The following is a 26,905-nucleotide window of genomic DNA, read 5'->3' as shown; positions in this document are numbered from 1 at the left end:
CACAGGTGCTCCGCTGCCCGGATCGTCACTGGAGGACGATCTGCGGTCGCTGGGCTTCGACGTTCGGGCAGCCGCCGACGTCACCGAAGCGGCCACCCTGCTGGCCGCCGTCCCGGCGGCCCACCGCGTAGCCCTGGTCGACCCCCGCTTCGTCGGCCACCGCCACGCCCTGCGGCTCGCGCTGACCGACCCCCGCTTCCCCGCGGCGACCGTGCCCGGCGCCCTCACCGCACAGGCCGAGGCACGCCCCGCCCTGCTCGGAGCCTTGCGCGCCACCACCGACGCGGTCGGCGCCGGAGTGCCCGCGGGCGGCACCGCCACGGTCACCGACCGCACGGTGCCCGGCAGGCTCGCGGCGGCCATGGAGGCCGGGGGCACCCAGGTGCAGCGCCCCGAGCTGGGCTCACTCGTCGCCACCGTGCCCACCGACGAGACCGGCCGCGCCGCCGCCCGGTCGGACGTCGAGGCCGTGGACGACGAAGCGGTCCGGCTGCGCAGCGCGGTGAAGGCCCGCGACGGCTTCTTCACCACCCACTTCATCAGCCCGTACTCGCGCTACATCGCCCGCTGGTGCGCGCGCCGGGGACTCACCCCGAACCAGGTCACCACCGCCTCCCTGCTGACCGCGCTGATAGCGGCCGGCTGTGCGGCCACCGGCACCCGGGGCGGGTACGTCGCGGCGGGCCTCCTGCTCCTGTTCTCCTTCGTACTGGACTGCACCGACGGGCAGCTCGCCCGCTACTCGCTCCAGTACTCCACGATGGGCGCCTGGCTGGACGCCACCTTCGACCGCGCCAAGGAGTACGCCTACTACGCGGGCCTCGCCCTCGGCGCCGCCCGCAACGGCGACGACGTCTGGGCGCTGGCGCTCGGCGCGATGGTCCTCCAGTCCTGCCGCCACATCATCGACTTCTCGTTCAACGAGGCCAACCACGACGCGGTGGCGAACAGCAGCCCCACGGCCGCCCTCTCCGACAAGCTCGACAGCGTCGGCTGGACGGTCTGGCTGCGGCGCATGATCGTGCTCCCGATCGGCGAGCGCTGGGCGATGATCGCCGTGCTCACCGCCGTCACCACCCCGCGCGTCGTCTTCTACGCCCTGCTCATCGGCTGCGCATTCGCCGCCTGCTACACCACCGCGGGCCGTCTCCTGCGCTCCCTGACCCGCAAGGCCCGACGCACCGACCGCGCCGCCCAGGCCCTCGCCGACCTCGCGGACTCCGGCCCGATCGCCCAGCTGATCGCCGCCCGGGGGCCCAGGATCGGCGGCGCCTGGACCGCCCCCGTGGTGGCCCTCGTCGGCACCGGCGCGCTGATCGCCGCCGCGCTCCAGCAGCCCTTCGGCAGCCGCCAGACGGTCATCGCCGCCGCGTTCTACGCCATCTGCTCCGGCATAGCCGTGGCCCGCCCCCTCAAGGGCGCCCTCGACTGGCTCGTGCCCCCGGTCTTCCGGGCCGCCGAGTACTGCACGGTCCTGATCCTGGCCGCCCGAAGCGACATCGACGGGGCGCTCCCCGCGGCCTTCGGACTGGTCTCGGCGGTCGCCTACCATCACTACGACACGGTGTACCGCATCCGAGGCGGCACCGGCGCCCCGCCCCAGTGGCTGGTGCGCACGATCGGCGGACACGAGGGCCGGACCCTGGTCGTGGCCGTGCTCGCCGCCGCACTCACCGGAGCCTCCGGTTTCACCACGGCGCTCACCGCGCTCGCCGTGGCCGTGGCAGTGATCGTGCTGGTGGAGTCCATCCGCTTCTGGGTGTCCTCCGGGGCGCCCGCCGTTCACGACGAAGGAGAACCCGCATGATCGGCCTCGTACTGGCAGCCGGCGCAGGACGGCGCCTGCGCCCCTACACCGACACGCTGCCCAAGGCGCTCGTGCCGGTGGACGGCGAGAAGACGATCCTCGACCTCACGCTGGCCAACTTCGCCGAGATCGGGCTCACCGAGGCCGCGATCGTCGTCGGCTACCGCAAGGAGGCCGTCTACGCCCGCAAGGAGGAGCTGGAGGCCGCCTACGGCCTGAAGCTGACCCTTGTGGACAACGACAAGGCCGAGGAGTGGAACAACGCCTACTCCCTGTGGTGCGCCCGTGACGTGCTGAAGCGCGGCGTGCTTCTCGCCAACGGCGACACCGTGCACCCGGTCTCCGTCGAGAAGACGCTGCTGGCCGCCCGCGGCGACGGCAAGAAGATCATCCTCGCCCTCGACACGGTGAAGTCCCTCGCCGACGAGGAGATGAAGGTCGTCGTGGAGGACGGCAGGGGCGTCCGGCGGATCACCAAGCTGATGGACCCGGCCGAGGCCACCGGTGAGTACATCGGCCTCACCCTCATCGAGGCCGAGGCGGCCGAGGAGCTGGCCGACGCGCTGAAGGCCACCTTCGAGCGCGACCCGGACCTCTACTACGAGGACGGCTACCAGGAGCTCGTCAACCGCGGCTTCACCGTGGACGTCGCCCCCATCGGTGACGTGAGCTGGGTCGAGATCGACAACCACGACGACCTCGCGAAGGGCCGGGAGATCGCGTGCCGGTACTGACCCGACTCATCCCGTCCCCGGTCTTCGTCGACATCAGCCGGGGTGCCATGCACGATCTGGCCGGGCTCCTCGCCGACCAGCGGATCTCCGCCTCCGGCAAGCTCGCCATCGCGATCAGCGGCGGCTCCGGGCTGGCCCTGCGCGAGAAGCTGGCCCCGGCCCTGCCGGGCGCCGACTGGTACTGCGTCTCCGGCGGCAACATCGACGCCGCGGTGCAGCTGGCCGACGACATCAAGGGCAAGCGCTACGACGCCGTGGTCGGCCTCGGCGGCGGCAAGATCATCGACGTGGCGAAGTACGCCGCGGCCCGGGTCGGCCTGCCGCTGGTCTCGGTCGCCACGAACCTCGCCCACGACGGCCTCTGCTCGCCGGTCGCCACCCTGGACAACGACAACGGCCGGGGCTCCTACGGCGTGCCCATGCCCATCGCCATGGTGATCGACCTGTCGGTGATCCGTACCGCCCCCGACCGCTTCGTGCGGTCCGGCATCGGCGACGCGATCTCCAACATCTCCGCCATCGCCGACTGGGAACTCTCGCACCAGGTCAACGGTGAACAGATCGACGGACTCGCCGCCGCCATGGCCCGTACCGCCGGCGAGGCCGTCCTGCGCCACCCCGGCACCGTCGCCGACGACGAGTTCCTCACCGTCCTCGCCGAGTCGCTGGTGCTCTCCGGCATCGCCATCTCGATCAGCGGCGACACCCGGCCCTCGTCCGGCGCCTGCCACGAGATCAGCCACGCGTTCGACCTGCTCTTCCCGAAGCGGGCCGCCAGCCACGGCGAGCAGGTCGGCCTCGGCGCCGCCTTCGCCATGCACCTGCGCGGCGCCGTGGACGAGTCGGGCCTCTTCGCCGACGTACTGCGCAGGCACGGCCTGCCGGTCACGCCCGAGGAGATCGGCTTCACCGCCGACGAATTCGTCCAGGCCGTCGAGTACGCCCCCCAGACCCGCCCGGGACGCTTCACGGTCCTGGAACACCTCAGCCTCTCCACCGACCAGATCAGGGACGCGTACGCCGACTATGCCAAGACCATCAGTAGCTGAACTCCGCCCGGTCGTTCACCCGCCGGGCGTCAAGGACCGGCGCAGCGGTGAACACTGGGCGGGCCGGATATACATGCGCGAGGTCTCCCTGCGCATCGACCGGTACCTGGTGAACACCAAGGTCACGCCCAACCAGCTGACCTACCTGATGACGCTGGCCGGTGTGCTGGCCGCGCCCGCCCTGCTCGTCCCGGGCATCTGGGGCGCGGTGCTCGGCGTCGTGATGGTCCAGCTGTACCTGCTGCTCGACTGCGTGGACGGCGAGGTCGCGCGCTGGAAGAAGCAGTTCTCGCTCGGCGGCGTCTACCTCGACCGGGTCGGCGCCTACCTGTGCGACGCGGCCGTGCTCGTCGGCTTCGGCCTGCGCGCCGCCGACCTGTGGGGCACCGGCCGCATCGACTGGCTGTGGGCCTTCCTCGGCACGCTCGCCGCGCTCGGCGCGATCCTGATCAAGGCCGAGACGGACCTGGTCGGCGTCGCCCGCCACCAGGGCGGACTGCCGCCGGTCAAGGAGTCCGCCTCCGAGCCGCGCTCCTCCGGCATGGCGTTCGCCCGCCGGGCCGCCGGCGCGCTCAAGTTCCACCGGCTCATCCTCTGCGTCGAGGCGTCCCTGGTCATCCTGGTCGCGGCCGTCCTGGACGAGGTGCGGGACGACTTCTTCTTCAGCCGCCTCGCGGTCGCGGTCCTGGCGGGCATCGCCCTGCTCCAGACCCTGCTGCACCTCGTGTCGGTCCTGGCATCGAGCAGGCTGAAGTGAGCACACCCATGAAACTCGGCGCGGTCATCATCACCATGGGCAACCGCCCGGCCGAGCTGCGCGCCCTGCTCGACTCGGTCGCCGCCCAGGAGGGCGACCGGATCGAGGTGGTCGTCGTCGGCAACGGCTCGCCCGTACCCGACGTCCCCCCGGGGGTCCGCACCGTCGAGCTGCCCGAGAACCTCGGCATCCCCGGCGGACGGAACGTCGGCATCGAGGCGTTCGGGCCCTCCGGCGCCGACGTGGACGCCCTGCTCTTCCTGGACGACGACGGGCTGCTGCCCCTCACCGACACCGCGGAACTGTGCCGGCAGGCGTTCGCGGACGACCCCCGGCTCGGCATCATCAGCTTCCGCATCGCGGACCCGGAGACCGGGGTCACCCAGCGCCGGCACGTGCCGAGGCTGCGCGCCGCCGACCCGATGCGCTCGTCCCGCGTGACCACGTTCCTGGGCGGCGCCAACGCGGTGCGCACCCGGGTGCTGGCCGAGGTCGGCCCGCTGCCGGGCGACTTCTTCTACGCGCACGAGGAGACGGACCTCGCCTGGCGGGCGCTGGACGCCGGCTGGCTGATCGACTACCGCGCGGACATGGTGCTGCACCACCCCACCACGGCCCCGTCCCGCCATGCCGTCTACCACCGCATGGTGGCCCGCAACCGGGTCTGGCTGGCCCGGCGCAACCTCCCCGCGCCCCTCGTGCCGGTGTACCTCGGGGTGTGGATGCTGCTGACCCTGCTGCGCCGGCCGTCCGGCGAGGCGCTCAAGGCGTGGTTCGGCGGCTTCCGGGAGGGCTGGCGGACTCCCTGCGGACCGCGCCGCCCGATGAAGTGGCGTACGGTGTGGCGACTGACCAGGCTGGGCCGCCCTCCGGTCATCTGAGAGGCTCCCCTCTGGGAGCATGAGGCGTATTTTTCTTGTCGGGACCTGTCCGCCCTGAGCCGCGCCCGCGACTGGCTGCGCATTTCGAATACGAGAGTTTCTTCTGGTGAGTGACACAACCCATGGTGGCGCGGTTGCGGTGAGCAGCCCGCCATCGGCCGACGACGGTCTGAGCGCGGCCGAGCTGGCCGCGAAGTACGGCCTTGCGGTCAGCGGTGCCCGGCCCGGACTCCTCGAGTACGTGCGCCAGCTCCAGGGGCGACGCCATTTCATCCTGGCGTTCTCCCGGGCCAAGCTGACCGCCCAGTACAGCCAGGCGAAGCTGGGCCAGCTGTGGCAGGTGGCGACCCCCCTCCTGAACGCGGCGGTCTACTTCCTCATCTTCGGGCTGATCCTCGGCACGAAGAAGGGGATACCGCAGGAGGTCTTCATCCCGTTCCTGGTGACCGGGGTGTTCGTCTTCACCTTCACGCAGAGCTCCGTGATGGCCGGCGTACGCGCGATCTCCGGGAACCTCGGCCTGGTGAGGGCCCTGCACTTCCCGCGCGCCTCGCTGCCCATCTCCTTCTCGCTCCAGCAGCTCCAGCAGCTGCTGTACTCGATGATCGTGCTGATCGCGGTCACGGTCGGATTCGGCAGCTACCCCCGGCTCTCCTGGCTGCTGGTGATCCCCGCCCTGGTGATGCAGTTCTTCTTCAACACCGGACTGGCCCTCGCCATGGCCAGGATGGGGGCCAAGACCCCCGACCTGGCACAGCTGATGCCGTTCGTCATGCGCACCTGGATGTACGCGTCCGGGGTCATGTTCTCCATCCCGGTGATGCTCGCGGACAAGCCGGCCTGGATCACCGATGTGCTCCAGTACAACCCGGCGGCCATCTACATGGACCTGGTCAGGTTCGCCCTGATCGACGGATACGGCTCCGAGAACCTGCCGGACCACGTCTGGGTGGTCGCCCTCGCCTGGTCGATCGTGGTGGGCATCGTGGGCTTCGTGTACTTCTGGAAGGCAGAGGAACGGTACGGCCGTGGCTGACGACAACACCGCGGGGCGCGTCCCCACCGTGATCGCCGACGACGTGCACATCGTGTACCGCGTCAACGGCGGCGGCGGTGGCAAGGGCAGCGCCACCGCCGCACTGAGCCGGATCATGCGCCGCGAGAAGGGCGCGGAGCGCGGGGTGCGCAAGGTGCACGCCGTGCGCGGGGTGACCTTCACCGCCTACCGGGGCGAGGCGATCGGACTCATCGGGACGAACGGCTCCGGCAAGTCGACGCTGCTCCGCGCCATCGCGGGACTCCTGCCGACGGAGAGCGGCAGCGTCTACACGGACGGCCAGCCCTCGCTGCTCGGCGTCAACGCCGCGCTGATGAGCGACCTGACCGGCGAGCGCAACGTGGTGCTCGGCGGTCTCGCGATGGGCATGAGCCGCGAGGAGATCCGCGAGCGCTACGACGACATCGTGGAGTTCTCGGGCATCAACGACAAGGGCGACTTCATCACCCTGCCGATGCGCACCTACTCCTCCGGTATGGCCGCCCGCCTCCGCTTCTCCATCGCGGCCGCCAAGAACCACGACGTCCTCATGATCGACGAGGCGCTGGCGACCGGTGACCGCAAGTTCCAGATCCGCTCCGAGGCGCGGATCCGGGAGCTGCGCAAGGAGGCCGGGACGGTCTTCCTGGTCAGCCACAGCAACAAGTCGATCCGGGACACCTGCAACCGGGTGCTGTGGCTGGAGAAGGGCGAGCTCCTGATGGACGGGCCGACCGAGGAGGTCCTGCGGGCCTACGAACGGGAGACCGGCAAGTAGGGCGCCCAGCGTCGCACGGCTCGCGGCCTCCGCCGGACCTCTCCGGCGGAGGCCGCGCCATGTCCGGACCGCGGAGCGGAGTCCGGAGATCCGCGCCTCGTCGTACGGCGGCCGTCGCGATCTCCTACCGCCGGATGACGTGAACGCGCTCCGGCGGGGGGAAAGTTGACGCGGGCCTCGGGTCCGGTCCCGCACGGCCCGGACCCCGGCGTTTGGATGAGCGTTGTACAACGTAAGCTGTACCGGTGCTGATTCGCCGCAAGTGGGGCGATACCGCCCGGGGGACGGTCGGGAGCCGTCCCCGACACTCGGAAGGGCGGGCGGCGTGTCCGGAATGGGGTATTTTGGGTCAGCAGTGTAGAACGGGAGTTGTGACGGCTATGACGGAAGATCTCCCGCTCCGAGGTGCTCACGCCGTCCCCGCGCAGGGCGGTCCGCAGTGACCCGTACCCGGCAGACGCGGCCCGACACCGCCGCATCCGGAACCCTCGACAAGGCAGCCCACGAGAACTTTCCGGTCGCCCCCTTCTTCCTGCCGCGCGCCTGGCGCGACGACCTCATGGCCGTCTACGGCTTCGCCCGGCTCGTGGACGACATCGGCGACGGTGACCTCGCCCCAGGCGGCGCCGACGCGGTGCACCTCGGCCTGGACCCGGCCCAGAGCGACGACAGGCTCGCGATGCTCGACGCGCTCGAGAGCGATCTGCGCCGCGTCTTCGCGACCACCGGCGAGACCCCGCACCACCCGTTGATGCGGGCGCTCCGGCCGACCGCCCGGCGCCGCGCGCTCACCCCCGAACCGTTCATCGGTCTCATCGAGGCCAACCGGCAGGACCAGAAGGTCCGCCGCTACGGCACGTACGAGGAACTCCTCGCTTACTGCGAGCTCTCCGCCAACCCCGTCGGCCGCCTCGTCCTCCAGCTCACCGGCACCGCGAGCCCCGAGCGCCTGCGCCGCTCCGACGCCGTGTGCACCGCACTGCAGATCGTGGAGCACCTCCAGGACGTCGCCGAGGACCTCGGCCGCGACCGCGTCTACCTTCCGGCCGAGGACATGGCCCGGTTCCACGTCGGCGAGAGCGACCTCGCGGCGCCCACCGCGAACGCGTCGGTCCGCTCCCTGATCGCGTACGAAGCGGAACGCGCCCGGGATCTGCTGAATGAAGGCACCCCCCTGGTGGGTAGCGTCCACGGCAGGCTCAGACTGCTTCTCGCCGGATTCGTGGGAGGAGGACGCGCCGCCCTCACCGCGATCGCGGCCGCCGGATTCGACGTACTGCCCGGACCACCCGGACCCACCAAGCCCAGCCTGCTGCGCGAAGTGGGAGTTGTCTTGCGAAAAGCGCGTAGAGAGGGGTGAGCCGGACCGTGGAGGGACAGACGACGTACATGTCGGCACCGGTGCAGGCCGCATACAGTTACTGCGAGGCGGTCACCGGACAGCAGGCGCGTAACTTCGCGTACGGCATCAGGCTGCTGCCGGCCGAGAAGCGGCAGGCCATGTCGGCCCTGTACGCATTCTCCCGTCGCGTGGACGACATCGGTGACGGCGAACTGGAGCCGGAGTCCAAGCGCGTCCGCCTGGAGAGCACCCGCACCCTGCTCGACCGGGTCCGCACCGGCAAGGTCGAGGAGGACGACACCGACCCGGTCGCCGTCGCCCTCGCCGACGCCGCCCGCAGGTTCCCGCTGCCGCTCGAAGGGCTCGACGAGCTCATCGACGGCGTCCTGATGGACGTGGACGGAGCCGTCTACGAGACCTGGGACGACCTCAAGGTCTACTGTCGGTGCGTCGCGGGCGCCATCGGGCGCCTCAGCCTCGGCGTGTTCGGTACGGAGCCGGGCGCCCCCGGCGCCGAGCGCGCCCCCGAGTACGCCGACACGCTCGGCCTCGCCCTCCAGCTGACGAACATCCTGCGCGACGTCCGCGAGGACGCGGGCAACGGCCGCACCTACCTGCCCGCCGACGACCTCGCCAAGTTCGGCTGCTCCGCGGGCTTCCAGCGGGCCACCCCGCCGCCCGGCTCCGACTTCGCGGGCCTCGTCCACTTCGAGGTCCGGCGCGCCCGCGCCCTGTTCGCCGAGGGCTACCGGCTGCTGCCGATGCTCGACCGGCGCAGCGGCGCCTGCGTGGCGGCCATGGCCGGCATCTACCGCAGGCTCCTCGACCGCATCGAGCGCGACCCCGAGGCGGTGCTGCGCGGCCGGGTCTCGCTCCCGGGACACGAGAAGGCGTACGTCGCGGTGCGCGGCCTGTCCGGTCTCGACGCCCGGCACATCTCGCGGCGCACGGCCCGAGGGCGTGTCTGAATGCGCCTCAGGTACATCTCGCGCACCATGTGCATCAAGGAAGAACGCGGCGGACGGCGGGCAACCCCCGGCCGGGCGGCCGCGTCCCTGTCTGGGCAGGACCGATCCGAGCAGGGCCGATGGGCGAACTGCCGGCGAGAGGGGAACGCGTGAACGACGACGTGCTGGGCCCTTCCCGCGCGGTCGTGATCGGCGGCGGACTCGCCGGTGTCACGGCGGCGCTCCGCCTGGCCGATGCCGGGCTTGACGTGACCCTGCTCGAAGGGCGGCCCCGGCTCGGCGGGCTCGCCTTCTCCTTCCGCCGGGGCGAGCTGACCGTCGACAACGGCCAGCACGTCTACCTGCGGTGCTGCACGGCCTACCGCTGGTTCCTCGACCGGGTCGACGGCGCCCGCCTGGCACCGCTGCAAAACCGTTTGGACGTGCCGGTGCTGGACGTCGGGCGACCCGCGGGCCCCCGGCTCGGACGGCTGCGCCGCAACGCGCTCCCGGTCCCGCTGCACCTCGCCGCCGGTCTCGCCGGATACCCGCACCTGTCGCTCGCCGAACGCACCGGCGTCGCCCGTGCCGCGCTCGCCCTCGGCCGGCTCGACCCGGACGACCCCGCCCTCGACGCCGAGGACTTCGGCAGCTGGCTCGCCCGGCACGGCCAGTCGCCGCGCACCATCGAGGCGCTGTGGGACCTCGTCGGCGTCGCCACCCTCAACGCCACCGCCCCCAACGCCTCGCTCGGACTCGCCGCGAAGGTCTTCAAGACCGGGCTGCTCTCCGACCCGGGCGCGGCCGACATCGGCTGGGCCGCCGTACCGCTCGGGGACATCCACGACACGATGAGCCGCAAGGCCCTGGACTCCGCAGGTGTCCGTACCGAACTGCGCACCAAGGCCCAGGGCCTCGCCCGCGCCGAGGACGGGCACTGGGTGGTGGACACCGGCGCCGAACGGATCGAGGCGGACACGGTCGTCCTGGCCGTACCGCAGCGCGAGACCCACGCCCTGCTGCCCGAGGGCGCGCTCGACGCACCGGACAAGCTCCTGGAGATCGGTACGTCCCCGATCCTCAACGTGCACGTCGTCTACGACCGCAAGGTGCTGAGGCGGCCCTTCTTCGCCGCGCTCGGCTCCCCGGTCCAGTGGGTCTTCGACCGCACCGAGGCGTCCGGCCTCACCGGACCCGGGCAGTACCTCGCGGTCTCCCAGTCCGCGGCCGGCGACGAGATCGACCTGCCCGTCGCCGAACTGCGCGCCCGCTACCTGCCCGAACTGGAACGGCTGCTGCCCGCCGCCCGAGGCGCCGGCATCCGGGACTTCTTCGTCACCCGCGAGCGCACCGCGACCTTCGCGCCCGCGCCCGGCGTCGGCCGGCTGCGCCCCGGGACGCTCACCCGCGCCCCCGGACTCTTCCTGGCAGGCGCCTGGACCGCCACCGGCTGGCCCGCCACGATGGAGGGCGCGGTCCGCAGTGGCGCGAGTGCCGCCGACGCCGCGCTCCTGGCGCTCGGCCGCCCCCATGAACATCCGCTGCAGGAGGCGGCATGAGCAGTACCACCGGAACAAGAGGAGAGTCAGTGACCCCGGCGAATCCGGCTTCCGACACCGTGGCGGAGACCACGGACGTCACCGCGCTTCTGGAGCGCGGACGGGCCCTTTCCGCGCCGGTGCTCCGGGCCGCCGTCGACCGGCTCGCACCGCCCATGGACACCGTGGCCGCCTACCACTTCGGCTGGATCGACGCCCAGGGCAGGCCCGCCGACGGCGACGGCGGCAAGGCCGTCCGCCCGGCGCTGGCGCTGCTGTCCGCCGAGGCGGCCGGCGCCGCGGCGGAGGCCGGTATCCCCGGTGCCGTCGCCGTCGAACTCGTGCACAACTTCTCGCTGCTGCACGACGACCTGATGGACGGCGACGAGCAGCGGCGCCACCGCGACACCGTGTGGAAGGTGCACGGCCCCGCCCAGGCCATCCTGGTCGGCGACGGCCTGTTCGCCCTGGCCTACGACATACTGCTGGAGCTCGGCACGGCCGAGGCGGGCCGCGCGGCCCGGCGGCTGACCACGGCGACCCGCAAGCTCATCGACGGGCAGGCCCAGGACATCTCCTACGAGCACCGCGAGAGCGTCACCGTCGAGGAGTGCCTGGAGATGGAGGGCAACAAGACCGGCGCCCTCCTCGCCTGCGCCTGCTCCATCGGCGCGGTGCTCGGTGGTGCCGACGACCGCACGGCCGACGTCCTGGAGGCGTACGGCCACCACCTCGGCCTCGCCTTCCAGGCGGTCGACGACCTCCTCGGCATCTGGGGCGACCCCGAGTCCACCGGCAAGCAGACCTGGAGCGATCTGCGCCAGCGCAAGAAGTCCCTGCCGGTCGTCGCCGCGCTCGCCGCGGGCGGACCGGCCTCCGAGCGCCTCGGCGAACTGCTCGCCGCCGACGCCAAGAGCAGCGACTTCGACAGCTTCTCCGAGGAGGAGTTCGCCGCCCGTGCGGCGCTCATCGAGGAGGCGGGCGGTCGCGAGTGGACCGCCCAGGAGGCGCGTCGTCAGCATGCGGTCGCCATAGAGGTGCTGCACGGTGTCGACATGCCGGAACCCGTGCGGGCGCAGCTCACGGCGCTCGCGGACTTCGTCGTCGTACGAAAGAGATGATCACTATCTGGTCCATATGACTCGCAGTCGCCGGCCGGCGCCCCCACGGGCGCCGGCCGACGGAGACCCCAGCACAGCAGAGGACCACCTGCACGAAGGGGAAGCCATGACAGCGACGACCGACGGAAGCACCGGGGCCGTTGACCCCCGCGCAGCCTCGGCCAGCAGAAAGACAACCGAATCAACCATCGCCGCGGACGGTGTACAGGCCGCCGCGCGGCGGGCCGCGGAGCGCTCGGTGGAGCATCTCCTCGGCAGGCAGGACGAACAGGGCTGGTGGAAGGGCGACCTCGCCACCAACGTCACGATGGACGCCGAGGACCTTCTGCTCCGCCAGTTCCTCGGCATCCAGGACCCCGCCACGGTCCGGGCCGCCGCCGGGTTCATCCGCGGCGAACAGCTCGGCGACGGGACGTGGGCGACCTTCCACGGCGGCCCCGCGGACCTCTCCACCACCATCGAGGCGTACGTCGCGCTGCGGCTGGCCGGCGACCGGCCCGAGGACCCGCACATGGCCCGGGCCGCGGGCTGGGTCAGGGAGCAGGGCGGCATCGCCGCGAGCCGGGTCTTCACCCGGATCTGGCTGGCCCTCTTCGGCTGGTGGAAGTGGGACGACCTGCCGGAGCTCCCTCCGGAGCTGATGTTCTTCCCGAAGTGGGTCCCGCTCAACATCTACGACTTCGGATGCTGGGCCCGTCAGACCATCGTGCCGCTCACCATCGTGTCGGCGAAGCGGCCGGTGCGGCCCGCCCCCTTCGCCCTGGACGAGCTGCACACCGACCCGGAGCACCCGAATCCGCCCAAGCGCCCCGCACCGGCGCGGAGTTGGGACGGGTTCTTCCAGCGGCTCGACAAGGCGCTGCACGTCTACCACCGCTTCGCGCCGCGCCGACTGCGCCGGGTCGCCATGAACGCCGCCGCCCGCTGGATCATCGAACGCCAGGAGAACGACGGCTGCTGGGGCGGCATCCAGCCGCCCGCCGTCTACTCGGTCATCGCGCTGCACCTCCTCGGCTACGACCTCGAACACCCGGTGATGCGGGCGGGACTCGAATCGCTCGACCGCTTCGCCGTGTGGCGCGAGGACGGCACCCGCATGATCGAGGCGTGCCAGTCCCCGGTCTGGGACACCTGCCTGGCCACCATCGCGCTCGTCGACGCCGGGGTCGCCCCCGACCACCCGGCGCTCGTGAAGGCGGCGGACTGGATGCTCGCGGAGGAGATCGTCCGGCCGGGCGACTGGGCGGTGCGCCGGCCCGGACTGGAGCCCGGAGGCTGGGCGTTCGAGTTCCACAACGACAACTACCCCGACATCGACGACACCGCGGAGGTGGTCCTCGCCCTGCGCCGGGTCCGCCACCCCGACCAGGCCCGGGTGGACGCCGCGATCGAACGCGGGGTGCGCTGGAACGTCGGCATGCGGTCCCGCAACGGCGCCTGGGGCGCGTTCGACGCGGACAACACCAGCCCCTTCCCCAACCGGCTGCCCTTCTGCGACTTCGGTGAGGTCATCGACCCGCCGTCCGCCGACGTCACCGGGCACGTGGTGGAGATGCTGGCCGTCGAGGGGCGTGCCGCGCACCCCGTCACCCGGCGCGGCGTCGAATGGCTGCTGTCCGAACAGGACGCGGGCGGCGGCTGGTTCGGGCGCTGGGGCGTCAACTACGTGTACGGGACGGGGTCGGTGGTCCCCGCGCTGACCGCCGCCGGGCTGCCACCGTCGCACCCGGCGATCCGGCGCGCGGTCGAGTGGCTGGAGTCCGTCCAGAACGACGACGGCGGCTGGGGCGAGGACCTGCGCTCCTACACCGAGGAGAAGTGGATCGGCCAGGGGGCTTCCACCGCCTCCCAGACCGCCTGGGCGCTCCTCGCGCTGCTCGCCGCGGGGCGGCGGGACACCGTCGCCGTGACCCGGGGCATCGCCTGGCTGACCGAGACCCAGCAGGCCGACGGCTCCTGGGACGAGCCCTACTTCACGGGCACCGGTTTCCCCTGGGACTTCTCCATCAACTACCACCTCTACCGTCAGGTCTTCCCGCTCACCGCCCTCGGGCGGTACGTGCACGGCGATCCGTTCGCGGGCCGCACACCGACGCACGAGGGGGCCTGATGGGGGAGTCCGGGCCGGCCGCCCCGCTGCTGATCGCCTGCGCGCTCGGCATCGAACAGCTCGCCCTGCGCACCGGCAGGGGGAGGGCGGTGGACGCCCCGGCGCGGGTCACCGTGCTCCGCACCGGCATGGGCCCCAGGGCGGCCGAGACCGCCGTGGCGCGCGCGCTCGGGCGGGACGGCGCGGCGGCGGACACCGCCGTCATCGCCTCCGGGTTCTGCGCCGGCCTCGCGCCCGGGATGCACCCGGGCGACCTGGTGGTGGCCGAGGAGACCCGGGCCGCCGGGGACTCCGTCCCGTGCACCGGAGCGGACCTGCTGGCCGAAGCGCTGGCCAGGGCCGTACCGGGGCGCACCGTACACACCGGCCCGCTGACCGGGTCCGACCATGTCGTCCGGGGACATGAGCGGTCCGAACTGCGGGCCACCGGGGCGATCGCGGTGGACATGGAGTCCGCCGCGACCCTGCGTACCGCCCTGCGGTCCGGGCCACGCCCGGTTGCCGCCGTACGGGTGGTCGTGGACGCTCCGGAGCATGAGCTCGTCCGCATCGGCACGTTCCGCGGTGGAATATCGGCTTTCCGCGTTCTCCGTGCCGTCCTGCCGGCTTTCTATGAATGGCACCGATCTTTGCTGCTCCCCAGGAGGTGAGCCAGATGGCCATGCCGCTTCGTCAGTCCATCAAGGTTGCGACGTATCTCATTGAACAGAAGCTCCGCAAGCGGGACAAATTCCCGCTGATTGTCGAGCTGGAGCCGTTGTACGCCTGCAACCTCGCCTGCGAGGGCTGCGGGAAGATCCAGCACCCGGCCGGAGTCCTCAAACAGCGCATGCCCGTGGCCCAGGCCGTCGGCGCCGTGCTCGAATCGGGCGCCCCGATGGTCTCCATCGCCGGCGGCGAACCACTGATGCACCCTCAGATCGACGAGATCGTGCGCCAGCTGGTGGCGAGGAGGAAGTACGTCTTCCTCTGCACCAACGCGATGCTGCTGCGCAAGAAGATCGAGAAGTTCACGCCCTCGCCCTACTTCGCGTTCGCCGTGCACATCGACGGGCTCCGGGAGCGGCACGACGAGTCGGTCGCCAAGGAAGGGGTGTTCGACGAGGCGGTGGCGGCGATCAAGGAGGCCAAGCGGCGCGGCTTCCGGGTCACCACCAACTCCACCTTCTTCAACACCGACACCCCGCAGACCATCATCGAGGTGCTCAACTTCCTCAACGACGACCTCAAGGTGGACGAGATGATGATCTCGCCCGCCTACGCGTACGAGAAGGCGCCCGACCAGGAGCACTTCCTGGGCGTCGAGCAGACCCGGGAGCTGTTCAAGAAGTCCTTCGCCGGCGGCAACCGCAGCCGGTGGCGGCTCAACCACTCGCCGCTCTTCCTGGACTTCCTGGAGGGCAAGGCCGACTTCCCGTGCACCGCCTGGGCCATCCCCAACTACTCCCTGTTCGGCTGGCAGCGGCCCTGCTACCTGATGAGCGACGGCTACGTGCCGACGTACCGGCAGCTCATCGAGGAGACCGACTGGGACAAGTACGGCCGGGGCAAGGACCCGCGCTGCGCCAACTGCATGGCGCACTGCGGCTACGAACCCACCGCCGTCCTCGCCACCATGGGTTCCCTGAAGGAGTCCCTGCGCGCGATGCGCGAGACCGTCAGCGGCAACTGATCCGCGTCACCCGGCCGGGCTCCCGCGCGGAGCCCGGCCGTCACCTTGGGCAGGAAACAGGACCACAGAGAGAGGGGGCCCGGGGCATGACGCTGCTGCAGAGCATCCGGGGGCCGCACGATCTGAAGGCACTGAACGCGTCACAGCTCGGCGGACTCGCCGAAGAGATCCGTACGTTCCTGGTGCAGGCCGTGGCCAGGACCGGGGGCCATCTCGGCCCCAACCTCGGGGTGGTGGAGCTGACCATCGCCCTGCACCGGGTCTTCGACTCGCCCGTCGACCGCATCCTGTGGGACACCGGGCACCAGACCTACGTGCACAAACTGCTCACCGGACGCCAGGACTTCTCCAAGCTGCGCGGCAAGGGCGGGCTCTCCGGCTACCCGTCCCGCGAGGAGTCCGCGCACGACGTCATCGAGAACTCGCACGCCTCGACCGTCCTCGGCTGGGCCGACGGCCTCGCCAAGGCAGGCGAGGTACGCGCCCGCGGCAGCCACGTCGTCGCCGTCATCGGGGACGGGGCCCTCACCGGCGGCATGGCCTGGGAGGCCCTGAACAACATCGCCGCCGCCGGGGACCGCCCGCTGATCGTCGTCGTCAACGACAACGAGCGCTCCTACGCGCCCACCATCGGCGGCCTCGCCCGCCACCTGTCCATCCTGCGCACCACCGACGGCTACGAGCGCTTCCTGTCCTGGGGCAAGGGGCTCCTGGAACGCACCCCCGTCATCGGGCAGCCGCTGTACGGGTCGCTGCACGGAGCCAAGAAGGGCTTCAAGGACTTCGTCGCCCCGCAGGGCATGTTCGAGGACCTGGGGCTGAAGTACATCGGCCCGGTCGACGGACACGACACCGCCGCCGTCGAGGCCGCCCTGCACCGCGCCAAGGGTTACCGGGGCCCGGTCCTCGTCCACTGCATCACCGAGAAGGGGCGCGGGTACGCCCCCGCCCTGCGCGACGAGGCCGACCGCTTCCACACCGTCGGCGCGATGGACCCCCTGACCTGCGCCCCGCTCGTACCCGCCGCCGGCCCGTCCTGGACCTCCGTGTTCGCGGACGAGATCGCGGCGATCGGGGCGGAGCGCCCGGACGTCGTCGCGCTCACCGCCGCGATGCTCGACCCGGTCGGGCTGACGAAGTTCGCCGAGGCGTTCCCGGACCGCGTCTGGGACGTGGGCATCGCGGAGCAGCACGCGGCGGTCAGCGCCGCCGGGCTCGCCACGGGCGGGCTGCACCCGGTCGTCGCCGTCTACGCCACCTTCCTCAACCGGGCGTTCGACCAGCTCCTGATGGACGTCGCCCTGCACCGGTGCGGGGTCACCTTCGTCCTGGACCGGGCCGGGGTCACCGGGCCCGACGGGGCCTCGCACAACGGCATGTGGGACCTGTCCGTGCTCCAGGTCGTGCCGGGACTGCGCATCGCCGCCCCGCGCGACGCGGACCGGCTGCGCGAGGAGCTGCGCGAGGCGGTCGCCGTGGACGACGCGCCGACCGTCGTGCGGTTCCCGAAGGAGTCGGTGGGGGACGCGATCGAGGCGGTCGGCCGGATCGGGGGGATGGACGTGCTGCGACGCGACGAGGACGCCGACGTGCTCCTGGTCGCCGTCGGCGTGATGGCCTCCGTCTGCCTGCGCACCGCCGAACTGCTGTCGGGCGCCGGCGTCCGCTGCACCGTGGTGGACCCCCGCTGGGTCAAACCGGTCGACGCGGCGCTGCCGCCGCTCGCCGCCGCGCACCGGCTCGTCGCGGTGGTCGAGGACAACGTCCGGGCCGGGGGCGTCGGTTCGGCGGTCGGGCAGGCGCTGCGGGACGCGGGCGTCGACGTACCGCTGCGCACCTTCGGCATTCCCGAGCAGTTCCTCGCGCACGGCAAGCGGTCCGAGGTGCTGGCCGACATCGGACTCACACCGGTCGAGATCGCCGGCCGGATCAGCGCCGTCACGGCCGCCCGGAAGGCGGCCGGCGGCACGGGGCACGACGCCCGGGGCAACGGGCACAAGGAGAGCGGGGCATGAAGGACGACGAGCCCAAGGGCTTCGATCTGGCGCGGCTTCTCGCCGAGCGCGGCGCCGAACGCTACGAGCTGCACACCAGGCACCTCAACCACCAGCTCCCGCGCATGCTGCACACCATCGGCTTCGACAAGGTCTACGAACGGGCCGAGGGCGTGCACTTCTGGGACGCGGACGGCAACGACTACCTGGACATGCTCGCCGGATTCGGTGTCATGGGCCTGGGCCGCCACCACCCCGTCGTACGCAAGGCGCTGCACGACGTCCTCGACGCCTCGCTCGCCGACCTGACCCGGTTCGACTGCCAGCCGCTGCCCGGCCTGCTCGCCGAGAAGCTGCTGAGCCACAGCCCGCACCTGGACCGGGTGTTCTTCGGCAACAGCGGCACCGAGGCCGTCGAGACGGCCCTCAAGTTCGCCCGGTACGCCACCGGCCGGCCCCGCGTCCTGTACTGCGAGCACGCCTTCCACGGGCTGACCACCGGCTCCCTCTCGGTCAACGGCGAGGGCGGGTTCCGGGACGGCTTCGCCCCGCTGCTGCCCGACACCGCGATCCCGCTCGGCGACCTCGGCGCGCTGCGGCGGGAGCTGAAGCGGGGCGATGTGGCCGCCCTGGTGGTGGAGCCGATCCAGGGCAAGGGGGTGCACGCGGCGCCGCCCGGCTACCTCCGCGAGGCCCAGGAGCTGCTGCGCAGGCACAAGGCCCTGCTCATCGCCGACGAGGTGCAGACCGGCCTCGGCAGGACCGGTGACTTCTACGCGTACCAGCACGAGGAGGGGGTGGAACCGGACCTCGTCTGCGTTGCCAAGGCGCTCTCCGGCGGCTACGTGCCGGTCGGGGCGACGCTCGGCAGGGACTGGATCTTCAAGCGCGTCTACTCCTCGATGGACCGGGTCCTCGTCCACTCCGCGAGCTTCGGTTCCAACGCCCAGGCGATGGCGGCAGGGCTCGCGGTGCTGTCGGTGATGGAGGACGAGGAGACCGTCGCGCACGCGCGCCGCACCGGCGACCTGCTCCGCGAGCGGCTGTCCGCGCTCGTCGGGCGCTACGAGCTGCTGCACGAGGTGCGGGGGCGCGGACTGATGATCGGCATCGAGTTCGGCCGCCCCACGTCGCTGAAGCTGCGCAGCCGGTGGACCATGCTCCAGGCGGCCCGCAAGGGCCTCTTCGCGCAGATGGTGGTGGTGCCCCTGCTCCAGAAGCACCGCATCCTCACGCAGGTCTCAGGGGACCACCTCGAAGTGATCAAGCTGATCCCGCCGCTGGTCATCGATGACGCGGACGTCGACCGGTTCGTGGAGGCGTTCACCGCCGTCATGGACGACGCGCACAGCGGCGGGGGACTGATGTGGGACTTCGGACGGACCCTGGTGAAGCAGGCCGTCGCCAACCGCTGAGGGTTTTTGCCCCTGAGGCAAGAAATTTGCCTCAGGGGAAAGAATTTGGCCCAATGGAGGCATGAACCCTCCGGACGACCTGGCGGCCGACGAGCTGCCCGGTGTCGCGCCACGCCTGCGCGATCTGCGCCGAGGCCGTGGTCTCACCCTGGAGACCGCGGCCCAGCGGGCCGGGCTCTCGCCCGCCCACCTCTCCCGGCTCGAAACGGGCCGGCGCCAGCCCTCGCTGCCGATGCTGCTCCAGCTGGCCAGGATCTACGGTACGACGGTCTCCGAACTCCTGGGCGAGATGCCCCCGGAACGTGACGCGATCGTCCGCGGCCGCCCCTTCGAGGGCGCGGCGGCCGACGGCTGGATGTACCAGCAGGCCGGCGGCTCCGGCCGGGCCATGCAGGCGCTGCGCGTCCGCGTGCCGTACGGCGCCCAGGGCGACCTGGTCCGCGTCCACCCCGGCGAGGAGTGGCTGTACCTCCTGACCGGCCGTCTCCGGGTGACGCTCGGCGAGACGGTGCACGACCTCGCGCCCGGGGACGGCGCGCACTTCGACTCGCTCACCCCGCACCGGATCGCGGCCCCCGAACCCGAGGGCTCCGAACTGCTCTTCGTCCACACCCTGTTGCAGAGCCCTGCCGCCGACCTGTGCCTCGGCGGCCCGGTCCACCGCGGCTGAGACGTTTCCGCCGCCCCATTCCCGGCAGCCAGAGAGGCCAGTCATGTCCGATTCAGAGCACTACGACCCGCTCACCCCGGCCCCGCGCCCCGGTGCCGACACCCAGGAGAAGAAGATGCCGCGCGGACTCGTCATCCGGCTCTTCGCCTATCTCGTGGTCGGACACGTCATCGCCGCGTTCCTGTACCTGCTCTTCGCGGTGGGCATGCACAACCAGTAGGCCCGGTCGTCTCAGCTCTCGTCGAGGAGGCGTTCGCGCAGCCGCTCCCGGGTGGCGGGCGCGAGCTTCAGGCCGTCGGTGAGATAGCGGTCGGTGCCGCCCCAGGTCTCGTCGATGGCGGTGAAGGCCGCGGCGAGGTAGTCGGGCTGGGCGCCGAAGAGCGGGTTCAGCAGCTCCAGCACCTCCGGGGACATCCCGGCCGCCGAGGTGTCGCTGCGCCGGATGCGGTAGCGGCGGTGCGCGTCGTTCGACTTGAGGTAGTCGGCCTCGATGGTGTCCCGCCCGACGCCCACCGCCAGCAGCGTCACCGCGATCGAGAGCCCGGCCCGGTCCTTGCCGGCCGCGCAGTGCATCAGGGCGGGCACGCTGTCCTCGGCCAGGGCGTGCAGCACCCGGCTGTGCTCGGCGGTGCGCTCCAGGATGATCGAGCGGTACGAGGCGACCATGCGGCGGGTCCCCTTGCCGTCGGCCAGGATCGAGCGCAGGTCCGCCAGGTCGCCATCGCGGACCATCCGCCAGAACTGCGCCCCGTCCGCCGGGTCGCTGAGCGGGATGCTCACGTTCCGTACGCCCGGCAGCTCGATGTCCAGGCCGTCCAGCTTGTGGTCCGCCGCGTTGCGGAAGTCGAAGACCGTGTGCAGGCCGAGCCCGCCGAGGAAGGCCGCGTCCTCGGCCGTGGCGTGCGCCAGGTGGCCGCTGCGGTAGAGGCGGCCGTGCCGTACCCGGCGGCCGTCGGTGGTGGGCAGCCCGCCCAGGTCGCGGAAGTTGCGAACGCCGGTGAGCACGGGCTCCGTCGGCGGGATCTGCGGCAGCTGCTGCGTCACGGTCACTCCTGGAGGCTCTGCCCCGGCGCGTGTCGCCGACGGGTCCACGACCGCGACGATACGACATCGGTTCCTGGTGCAGGTATCTCGCCCGCGACCGGGGTTCTCGCGCACGAGCCGTTGTCCTGGGTGGCGGTGCACCACGGCTCGGTGACCCGGTGCCGTGCCTGACGGCCATGATGTGTCCGTAATGGTGCGTTATGGCCAAACTGTCCCGATTGAACGGGAGATGATCACCCGCTCGTGAGCGGGATCATATCCGTGACGGTGTGTGGTGACGCCCCGGCTGGGTATTCCCCGCGCCGCGCGGAAAGCCAAGATCCGTAATCCACGGAGTGTGACCGGAATTCCGCGCCGCATTTCCGCGGCGGAATCCGGTGCCGAACCCGCGGCTTGTTTCCGTCGTCCCGGCTCGCTTACGTTCCATGTCCATCCGGATGGAACGCCCAATCCTGCCGCCGTCCGGAATTTCGCATCCACTCACCGTGTGGCAGGAGCGGGGGAACCAGGTAAGCCGCCGACCGGGACGACCGGACGGCTAGGGGTGAAGTCGCGCCAGGCGCGGCCGGGCATCTCCAGCCCGAACCCGACAGCTCACCTCGCAGGCGCCGGAGAGGAAATTCTTCATGCCCAACTCGGGTAAGCACCGCCGTCCCAAGTCCAGCGCCATCGCCCGCGGCGTCGTCGCCGCGAGCGCCGGCGGCGCCGTCATCGCGCTTCCGCTGCTCGGCGCCACCGGTGCCCACGCCGCGGAGCAGTCCGCCCCGGCCACGTCGAAGTCGGCCGCCGCGCACACCGCCCCGGCCAAGCCCGCGAAGAGCACCGGCACCACCACCTACTCCGTGGTCTCCGGCGACTACCTGTCGAAGATCGCGGCCCAGCACCACCTCAAGGGCGGCTGGCAGAAGCTGTACCAGGACAACCGCGAGGTCGTCGGCGGGAACCCGAGCCTGATCTTCCCCGGCATGAAGCTGACCCTCGGCGCCAAGGCGGCCCCGGCCGCCGCCACTCCGTCCGAGGCGCCCGCCAAGACGGCGGAGAAGACCGAGGCGAAGGCCGCGCCCAAGACCGAGACGAAGACCGAGGCTCAGGCCGAGGCCAAGACCGAGGCGGCCCCGGCCGCCCAGGACAACGCCTCCGGCTACGTCCACCCGGTCCCGGGCAACCACACCACCGCCTACCGGGCCTCCGGTGCCAACTGGTCCAGCGGCAGCCACACCGGCATCGACTTCCCCGTCTCCACCGGCACCAGCGTGAAGGCGATCACCTCCGGCACCGTCGTCACCGCGGGCTGGGGCGGCGCCTACGGCAACCAGGTCGTCATCAAGCACGCCGACGGCCGCTACTCCCAGTACGGCCACATGTCCTCGCTCTCCGTCTCGGCGGGCCAGACCGTGACCGCGGGCCAGCAGGTCGGCCTCTCCGGCTCCACCGGCAACGCCACCGGCCCGCACCTCCACTTCGAGGTCCGCACCGGCCCGGAGTACGGCTCGGACGTCGACCCGATCGCCTACCTGGCGTCGCACGGGATCTACGTCTGATCCAGGTGGTACCGGCCCGGTGATCCGGGTCACTGAACAGCGGAGAGGGACGGAGTGCCGCGGCACTCCGTCCCTCTCCTTATTCCCTCTTTACCGAAAACTGACCGGGTGGCTTATCTCACCCTCCGTCAACCCCTTATTACGGTCGCGTAGGTCACATTCCGGGGTGCAGGATATGCGTTTGTGGCAGACGATTCGAACAACATCCAGCAGGGCGTCATCGACCGACAGGGCGCCATCGGGTCGTACGCGGCGATTGGCGACAGCTTCACCGAGGGAGTCGGCGACCCCGGCCCGGACGGAACATTCGTCGGGTGGGCCGACCGGCTCGCGGTACTCCTCGCGGACCGGCTTCCCGAGCCCGGCACACCGGTGGGCCTCGTGGGCCCACCCGTTCCCGCGCACGGGCACTTCCGGTACGCCAATCTCGCCGTACGAGGACGCCTCCTCGACCAGATAGTCGAGGAGCAGGTGCCCCGCGCCAAGGAGCTCGCCCCCGATCTGGTGAGCTTCTGCGCAGGCGGCAACGACATCATCCGGCCGGGCACCGACCCGGACGACGTGGCCGAACGCTTCGAGCGGGCGGTCGCCGACCTCACGCGGTCGGTCGGCACCGTCATGGTCACCACCGGCTTCGACACCCGTGGCGTCCCCGTGCTGCGCCATCTGCGCGGCAAGATCGCCACCTACACCGCCCACGTCCGGGCCATCGCCGACCGCTACGACTGCCCGGTCCTCGACCTCTGGTCGCTGCGCTCGGTGCAGGACCGGCGCGCCTGGGACGGCGACCGGCTCCACCTGTCGCCCGAGGGCCACACCCGGGTCGCGCTCCGCGCCGCCCAGGTCCTCGGCCTCGACGTGCCGGCCGACCCGGACCAGCCGTGGCCGCCGCAGCCCCCGCGCGGCACGCTGGAGATCCGCCGGGACGACATCCACTGGGCGCGCGAATACCTGGTCCCGTGGATCGGGCGGCGGCTGCGCGGCGAGTCCTCCGGGGACCACGTCGAGCCGAAGCGGCCGGACCTGCTGCCGCTCTGACAGCCCCCTCCGCCGTCCTCTGTCCTCAGTCGCCCCGCGACCGCGTCGCGGCGACCGGGGGCAGCGGCAGCGCCGCCGGGATCCGCTCCAGGACCCCGCCCGCGAAGACGTCGTACAGCGGCAGCGTCTCCAGGTGCACGTAGCCGATGTGGCAGTCGCAGACGGCGAGCGGGCAGGCCCGCGGCCCCAGCGCCCGCCGATAGCTCCCGTCGTACAGATTGCCCAGCTCCGCCCGGACGAAGTGGCAGCGGCGCACCGTGCCGTCCCCGTCCACCGAGATCACCGACTCACCGGTCCGGCAGGGCAGCCCCGCCGAGCGGTGCGGATGGCGGCTGTACGGGAACAACGGGTCGATCGCCGTCCACCGCTCCGCCTCCTCGTCCGTGTAGGTGTGCCCCTCGGCGGCGTTGACCCAGAGGTACACCTCGTCCGCGAGCGCCGCGCGCAGCCGCCGCGCCTCGCCGAGATGCGCGTCGAACCCCACGACACCCACGCTGTGCCGGACCCCGAGGTCCCTCAGCTCCGCGCACCGGCCGAGGAAGCGCTCGTACGGCGTCTGCCCCGGGTGGTACGTGCACCAGAGCGCGATCCGTTCCCTGACCACCTCCGGCGCCTCGGCCAGCCACCGCGTCCGGCCGCTCAGATTCGTCTGGATCGCGACCCGGCGTACGTGTGGCAGGCCCGCCAGCTCCACGATCGCCCGGCGGTACCAGGAGCGCACCAGGCCCTCGCCCCACGGCGTGAACAGCACCGAGATCCGGTCACCGCTCTGCGCCGCCACCCACGCGGTGAACCGTTCGAGCGCCGCCCGGTCCGCCCGCAGCTGCCCGGGGGTGTCGCGCCGCTTGGCGAACGGGCAGTACGGGCAGTCGTAGTCGCAGGAGGCGAGCGGGCCCCGGTAGAGAATCGTCAGGTCCACGGGTCGCTCACTTCAGCTCGTACGCGGCCATCGCGGCCCGCACGGCGGGGGAGAAGAGCTCCGGCCCCAGCGCGTCGGAGTACGCCAGCCCTTCCGGCGACAGCCGCAGCAGCCCCTCGGCCGGGGCCCCGTCGTCGAGCCAGCCCCGGGCCTCGAACCGGGCCAGCTCCGCAGGGAAGTCCTCGTACGGCGAGCTGCCGAACCGCTCGCGGTATTCGGCCACGGGCATGCCCCGCGCCTGGAGCACCGACTGGAGGAGATGGCGGCGGCGCGCCTCCTCCCCGTCGGCGTACCGCCCGACCTCGGCGCGCGAGAAGTCCTCGGTGGCGGTGTAGGCGTCGATGATGCCCCGGACCTCGTTCGTCCGGACCGCGTAGTCGAAGGAGTAGTGCAGCCGCGAGGTGTAGGAACGGGCACCGCAGCCCAGGCCGATCATGCCGTCCGTCTGACACGCGTAGTCGTCGGGCCCCTCCGCGCGCGGGACGCCGGCGCGGCGGAACATCCGCATCGACACCTGCTCGTAGCCGTGGGCCAGGAGATGGTCGCGGCCGGCCCGGTACAGGCGCAGGCGCTGCTCGTCCCAGGCCGCGTCGGACTCACCGGGGGAGCGCCGGCCGAGGGCGGTCAGCGGGCGCACGTACAGCGGGTAGAGGTACAGCTCCTCCGGCCGCCAGCGCAGCGCGGCGTCCAGCGATGTCCGCCAGGTGCGCTCGGTCTGGCCGTCTATGCCGTAGATCAGATCGATGTTGAGCACGGGTATGGAGGTGTCCCGGATGAGTCCGAGCGCCCGCTCCACGTCGGCCGCGTGCTGCGGGCGCACCGCCGCGCGCGCCTCGGCCTCCACGAAGGACTGCACCCCGATGCTGATCCGGGTCGCGCCCCGCTCGGCGAGCACGGCCAGCCGGTCGGCCGTCGTGGTGGACGGGGACGTCTCCACGGACAGCGGAACGGACCGCAGATCGGCGCCCATCCGCTTCTCCGCGATGTCGCACAGCCGCTCCAGCTCGCCCGCCGTCAGAAAGGTGGGCGTGCCCCCGCCGAACGCCGCCGCCGCGAACCGTACCGGCTCCGCGTCGCCCAGCGCCTCCCGCACGGCGCTCGCCTGCCGGTCCAGCGCGTCCAGATAGCGCGAGGCCAGCTCGTCGGGGGCGCCGATCCGGGTGAAGAGGTTGCAGAAGCCGCAGCGGACCTCGCAGAACGGGATGTGCAGATAGAGGGAGAGCGCGTCCTTGCGTTCCCCCGCCCACAGCTCGCGCAGCGAGGGCCGCCCGCCGGGCTGCCCGGCGAGCGGGCGGTACGCCGTCTTGTGCGGGTAGGCGTACACGTAGCTCTCGTACGGACGGACGGTGTGCGTCAGGGTCATCGGACGGCCCCCGGTTCCAGGAAGAAGTGGGCGTACGGGACGGTCCAGACGGACTCGTGGCCGAGCCGGTGACCGGTGTAGCCGTCGTCGCCGTAGGCCGTGCCGTGGTCGGAGCAGACGATGGCGAAGGCGCGGCGGCGGCTGCTCGCGGCGGCGAAGAGCCGGCCGATGTGGGCGTCCACGTACTCCAGGGCGGCGGCGTGCGTCGCACGGCTGTCACCGGCGTCGCGGGTCGCCCCGGCCGTGTGGAACCAGTTCGGCTGGTGGAGCGCGGAGACGTTGACGAAGAGGAAGAGCCGCTGCTCGGACGGCAGGGCGGCGACCACCTCCTCGGCGCGCGCCACCTGCGCCTCGAACGAGGTGGGCGAGGCCACACCGAACTCCGGCTCCCAGTGCGCCTCCTGGAACATCCCGGGGAGCACCGAGCCCAGCGGACCCCGGAGGTTGAAGAAGCCGACACCGCCGACGCACACCGTGCGGTACCCCTCCTTCGCGAGCCCCGACACCAGGTCCGGGGTGTCGAACACGAAGGTGCGCTCCGCCGTCGTCTCACTGCCGGCGAACCGGGCGGCGAACAGCCGGGGATGCGGCCCGGGCGCGGCCGGGGTGGGCAGGAACCCCGCGAACATCGCCTGGTGGGAGGCGTACGTGAAGCTCCCCGGGGCGTGCCGTTCCTCCCAGGCGCCGCCGGGCAGATGGCGGGCCAGGTTCGGGATGCGTCCGGCGGCGGCCAGTTCGGCCGCGACGTCGTACCGCAGGGTGTCCAGGGTGACGAACAGCAGGTCGTGGCTGCCCACGACCTCGCTCATGTCGGGGTCGGGGCAGTGTTCAGGGGGTGGTGCTGACACGGTTGTTCCTTGCTCGTTCCAGTACGGCGGCGATCTGCGCCGCGTAGGTGTCCAGGCCCTCGGCACCGCTGCCGGGCAGGCCGGTGAGCCTGGGCAGAAGGTCCCCGAAGGCGTTGACCTCACCGACGGCGAACCGCCGCCAGCCGGCCAGGGGCAGCAGGTCGACGCCGACGCACAGGGTGTCCGGGAAGGCGGCGGCGGCCCGCTCGCAGATCGCCAGGGCCTCGCCCCAGCTGCCGCCCGCCGCCTCGACGGCCGCCCGCACCGCGGCCAGGTCGCCGCGCGCCCCGCCCAGGTGCAG

At 71.8% G+C, this 26,905-nt stretch carries 25 protein-coding genes, 1 pseudogene and 1 riboswitch; of the genes and pseudogenes, 20 read left to right on the top strand and 6 right to left on the bottom strand.

The features are described 5' to 3' along the window. Window positions 1-25: 25 nt before the first annotated feature. Entirely contained in the window at window positions 26-160 is a 135-nt protein-coding gene (locus tag G3I41_RS37755; RefSeq protein WP_343242274.1) for a hypothetical protein, read from the bottom strand. Here G3I41_RS37755 and G3I41_RS33360 point away from each other — a divergent pair. The 18 genes from G3I41_RS33360 (at window position 98) to G3I41_RS36570 (ending at window position 20,071) form a co-directional block, all read left to right on the top strand. Beyond that, a complete protein-coding gene (locus G3I41_RS33360) occupies window positions 98-1,807 on the top strand; it encodes a DUF5941 domain-containing protein (RefSeq protein ID WP_343242276.1) in 1,710 nt (569 codons plus the stop codon). The genes G3I41_RS37755 and G3I41_RS33360 overlap by 63 nt on opposite strands. Then, complete coding sequence (locus G3I41_RS33355; protein WP_164404266.1) at window positions 1,804-2,541, top strand: phosphocholine cytidylyltransferase family protein; 738 nt, start codon at window positions 1,804-1,806, stop codon at window positions 2,539-2,541. The genes G3I41_RS33360 and G3I41_RS33355 overlap by 4 nt, the downstream gene beginning before the upstream one ends. Further along, complete coding sequence (locus tag G3I41_RS33350; RefSeq protein ID WP_164404265.1) at window positions 2,529-3,590, top strand: iron-containing alcohol dehydrogenase family protein; 1,062 nt, start codon at window positions 2,529-2,531, stop codon at window positions 3,588-3,590. The genes G3I41_RS33355 and G3I41_RS33350 overlap by 13 nt, the downstream gene beginning before the upstream one ends. Then, window positions 3,568-4,347 carry a CDP-alcohol phosphatidyltransferase family protein gene (locus tag G3I41_RS33345; RefSeq protein ID WP_164404264.1) on the top strand — a complete coding sequence of 260 codons (780 nt, stop codon included), beginning with the start codon at window positions 3,568-3,570 and terminating at the stop codon, window positions 4,345-4,347. The genes G3I41_RS33350 and G3I41_RS33345 overlap by 23 nt, the downstream gene beginning before the upstream one ends. Before the next feature lie 8 nt (window positions 4,348-4,355). Further along, window positions 4,356-5,228, top strand: a complete 873-nt coding sequence (locus tag G3I41_RS33340) for a glycosyltransferase (protein ID WP_203602028.1) — start codon at window positions 4,356-4,358, stop codon at window positions 5,226-5,228. 106 nt (window positions 5,229-5,334) lie between these two features. Then, window positions 5,335-6,264, top strand: coding sequence for an ABC transporter permease (locus tag G3I41_RS33335; protein ID WP_164404262.1), 930 nt, complete (start codon window positions 5,335-5,337; stop codon window positions 6,262-6,264). Further along, complete coding sequence (locus G3I41_RS33330) at window positions 6,257-7,042, top strand: ABC transporter ATP-binding protein (RefSeq protein ID WP_164404261.1); 786 nt, start codon at window positions 6,257-6,259, stop codon at window positions 7,040-7,042. Before G3I41_RS33335 ends, G3I41_RS33330 begins: the two co-directional genes overlap by 8 nt. Window positions 7,043-7,481: 439 nt before the next feature. After that, a complete protein-coding gene (gene hpnC / locus G3I41_RS33325; protein WP_164404260.1) occupies window positions 7,482-8,402 on the top strand; it encodes a squalene synthase HpnC in 921 nt (306 codons plus the stop codon). 29 nt (window positions 8,403-8,431) lie between these two features. Further along, window positions 8,432-9,352: a presqualene diphosphate synthase HpnD gene (gene hpnD / locus G3I41_RS33320; RefSeq protein ID WP_203602025.1), complete on the top strand. Its 921-nt coding sequence runs from the start codon at window positions 8,432-8,434 to the stop codon at window positions 9,350-9,352. Window positions 9,353-9,501: 149 nt separating this feature from the next. Beyond that, window positions 9,502-10,890 (top strand): hydroxysqualene dehydroxylase HpnE, encoded by a 1,389-nt coding sequence (gene hpnE / locus G3I41_RS33315; RefSeq protein WP_164404258.1) that lies wholly within the window; start codon window positions 9,502-9,504, stop codon window positions 10,888-10,890. Continuing rightward, window positions 10,887-11,990: a polyprenyl synthetase family protein gene (locus G3I41_RS33310; RefSeq protein ID WP_203602021.1), complete on the top strand. Its 1,104-nt coding sequence runs from the start codon at window positions 10,887-10,889 to the stop codon at window positions 11,988-11,990. The genes hpnE and G3I41_RS33310 overlap by 4 nt, the downstream gene beginning before the upstream one ends. Before the next feature lie 106 nt (window positions 11,991-12,096). Next, on the top strand, window positions 12,097-14,100 hold the full coding sequence (gene shc / locus G3I41_RS33305) for a squalene--hopene cyclase (protein ID WP_164404257.1): 2,004 nt from the start codon (window positions 12,097-12,099) through the stop codon (window positions 14,098-14,100). After that, the gene (locus G3I41_RS33300) at window positions 14,100-14,750 is read left to right on the top strand and encodes a 1-hydroxy-2-methyl-2-butenyl 4-diphosphate reductase (RefSeq protein WP_164404256.1); all 651 of its coding nucleotides are present in this window, start codon (window positions 14,100-14,102) and stop codon (window positions 14,748-14,750) included. The genes shc and G3I41_RS33300 overlap by 1 nt, the downstream gene beginning before the upstream one ends. A gap of 5 nt (window positions 14,751-14,755) precedes the next feature. Next, a complete protein-coding gene (hpnH, locus tag G3I41_RS33295; RefSeq protein WP_164404255.1) occupies window positions 14,756-15,772 on the top strand; it encodes an adenosyl-hopene transferase HpnH in 1,017 nt (338 codons plus the stop codon). Window positions 15,773-15,858: 86 nt separating this feature from the next. Further along, window positions 15,859-17,787 (top strand): 1-deoxy-D-xylulose-5-phosphate synthase, encoded by a 1,929-nt coding sequence (dxs, locus tag G3I41_RS33290; RefSeq protein WP_164404254.1) that lies wholly within the window; start codon window positions 15,859-15,861, stop codon window positions 17,785-17,787. After that, window positions 17,784-19,181 (top strand): aspartate aminotransferase family protein, encoded by a 1,398-nt coding sequence (locus G3I41_RS33285; protein ID WP_164404253.1) that lies wholly within the window; start codon window positions 17,784-17,786, stop codon window positions 19,179-19,181. Before dxs ends, G3I41_RS33285 begins: the two co-directional genes overlap by 4 nt. 61 nt (window positions 19,182-19,242) lie before the next feature. Then, a complete protein-coding gene (locus G3I41_RS33280; protein WP_164404252.1) occupies window positions 19,243-19,851 on the top strand; it encodes an XRE family transcriptional regulator in 609 nt (202 codons plus the stop codon). A gap of 43 nt (window positions 19,852-19,894) precedes the next feature. Beyond that, the gene (locus G3I41_RS36570) at window positions 19,895-20,071 is read left to right on the top strand and encodes a DUF6126 family protein (protein ID WP_203602020.1); all 177 of its coding nucleotides are present in this window, start codon (window positions 19,895-19,897) and stop codon (window positions 20,069-20,071) included. A gap of 11 nt (window positions 20,072-20,082) precedes the next feature. On the opposite strand, the gene G3I41_RS33275 is transcribed toward G3I41_RS36570, so the two are convergent. Beyond that, window positions 20,083-20,895 carry a tyrosine-protein phosphatase gene (locus G3I41_RS33275; protein ID WP_164404251.1) on the bottom strand — a complete coding sequence of 271 codons (813 nt, stop codon included), beginning with the start codon at window positions 20,893-20,895 and terminating at the stop codon, window positions 20,083-20,085. A 467-nt stretch (window positions 20,896-21,362) separates the two neighbouring features. Continuing rightward, window positions 21,363-21,518: riboswitch (cyclic di-AMP (ydaO/yuaA leader) on the top strand. 3 nt (window positions 21,519-21,521) lie between these two features. Between G3I41_RS33275 and G3I41_RS33270 the strand changes: the two genes are divergently transcribed. Both G3I41_RS33270 and G3I41_RS33265 read left to right on the top strand, forming a co-directional pair. Then, the gene (locus G3I41_RS33270) at window positions 21,522-22,436 is read left to right on the top strand and encodes a LysM peptidoglycan-binding domain-containing M23 family metallopeptidase (protein WP_164404250.1); all 915 of its coding nucleotides are present in this window, start codon (window positions 21,522-21,524) and stop codon (window positions 22,434-22,436) included. Between the two features lie 183 nt (window positions 22,437-22,619). After that, on the top strand, window positions 22,620-23,474 hold the full coding sequence (locus G3I41_RS33265; RefSeq protein ID WP_164404249.1) for an SGNH/GDSL hydrolase family protein: 855 nt from the start codon (window positions 22,620-22,622) through the stop codon (window positions 23,472-23,474). A gap of 25 nt (window positions 23,475-23,499) precedes the next feature. Here the strand turns inward: G3I41_RS33265 and G3I41_RS33260 are convergent, their stop codons facing one another. From G3I41_RS33260 to G3I41_RS33245, 4 genes and pseudogenes are all read right to left on the bottom strand, one after another. Then, window positions 23,500-24,393, bottom strand: coding sequence for an STM4011 family radical SAM protein (locus tag G3I41_RS33260; RefSeq protein ID WP_164404248.1), 894 nt, complete (start codon window positions 24,391-24,393; stop codon window positions 23,500-23,502). A gap of 7 nt (window positions 24,394-24,400) precedes the next feature. Further along, window positions 24,401-25,756, bottom strand: coding sequence for an STM4012 family radical SAM protein (locus tag G3I41_RS33255; protein WP_164404247.1), 1,356 nt, complete (start codon window positions 25,754-25,756; stop codon window positions 24,401-24,403). Continuing rightward, window positions 25,753-26,565 (bottom strand): STM4013/SEN3800 family hydrolase, encoded by an 813-nt coding sequence (locus G3I41_RS33250; protein WP_164404279.1) that lies wholly within the window; start codon window positions 26,563-26,565, stop codon window positions 25,753-25,755. Before G3I41_RS33250 ends, G3I41_RS33255 begins: the two co-directional genes overlap by 4 nt. 19 nt (window positions 26,566-26,584) lie before the next feature. Then, window positions 26,585-26,905: pseudogene (locus G3I41_RS33245) on the bottom strand (hypothetical protein); the annotation flags it as partial.

Origin of the sequence: Streptomyces sp. SID9727 (genome assembly GCF_010550605.1) — a bacterium.
Classification (GTDB): domain Bacteria; phylum Actinomycetota; class Actinomycetes; order Streptomycetales; family Streptomycetaceae; genus Streptomyces.
Note: the sequence above shows the minus strand (reverse complement) of the source record. Positions and strands in the feature narration are given on the sequence as shown.